Here is a 1,116-nt window from a genome sequence, read left to right as displayed (position 1 = left end):
GTGGATGCGGCGGTGACAAAACAGGCCATCGGAACGCCGGCATGGTGCTGAGCGTGGCGGAGTAAAATCCGGCCGTTGGTAAGGCTGCTTCTTTTGGGAGCGGCCGGGGATGTTTGCCGTGGAGAGCTATGCCGCTGTTCGGCGCTTTGTGTTCGTGGAGGGTCACAGCCGTCGTGAGGCGGCGCGGGTATTTGGTCTGAACCGGGAGACGGTGGCCAAGATGTGCCGGTTCTCGCTGCCACCGGGATATACGCGCAAGGAGCCGGCAGCGAAGCCGAAGCTGGGACCGCTGCTGCCGGTGATTGCTGCGATCCTGGCAGCGGATCAGGCAGCGCCGGTGAAGCAGCGGCATACGGCCAAGCGGATCTTCGAACGGCTGCGCGACGAGCATGGCTTCACCGGCGGATATACCGTGGTGAAGGACCACGTCCGGCTCTGCCGGGCGCGCGGGAGCGAGACGTTCGTGCCGCTGGCACACCCGCCGGGCCATGCACAGGTGGATTTTGGCGAGGCGATCGGCGTGATCGGCGGGGTGCGCCAGAAGATCCACTTCCTGTGCATGGACCTGCCGCAGTCGGATGCCTGCTTCCTGAAAGCCTATCCACGCGAGACCACCGAGGCGTTCCTCGACGGGCATGTGTCGGCGTTCGCGTTCTTCGGCGGCGTGCCGCTGTCGATCCTGTACGACAACACGACGATCGCGGTGGCGAAGATCCTGGGCGACGGGAAGCGCGAACGCACGCGTGCCTTTAGCGAGCTGTGCAGCCACTATCTGTTCCGCGATCGCTTTGCGCGGCCGGCCAAGGGCAACGACAAGGGCAAGGTCGAGGGGCTGGTAAAGTTCTCGCGCGCCAACTTCATGGTGCCGGTCCCGCACGCTGCCAGCTTCGACGATCTGAACGCCATGCTGGAAGAGCGCTGCCGCGCTCGACAGCGCGATCATGCCGGTCGCCATGCCGAGACGATCGGCGAGCGGCTGGTGGCCGATCGCGCAGCGCTGCGATCGCTGCCGGCGGTACCGTTGGAGCCCTGCGAGAAGCGAGCGGCACGGGTCTCGTCGATGGCGCTCGTGCGCTACCGGACCAACGACTACTCGGTGCCGACCGCCTACGGCTT

Annotated in this window: 1 protein-coding gene; it reads left to right on the top strand. The window is 65.9% G+C overall.

The window, feature by feature from the left end; translation table 11 throughout:
- Positions 1 to 109: 109 nt before the first annotated feature.
- Positions 110 to 1,116 (top strand): IS21 family transposase (istA, locus tag M9978_RS22960; RefSeq protein ID WP_254297491.1); only part of this gene is annotated, 1,007 nt, incomplete at its 3' end.

Origin of the sequence: Sphingomonas tagetis (assembly GCF_024211275.1) — a bacterium.
Lineage (GTDB): Bacteria > Pseudomonadota > Alphaproteobacteria > Sphingomonadales > Sphingomonadaceae > Sphingomonas > Sphingomonas tagetis.
Note: the sequence above shows the minus strand (reverse complement) of the source record. Positions and strands in the feature narration are given on the sequence as shown.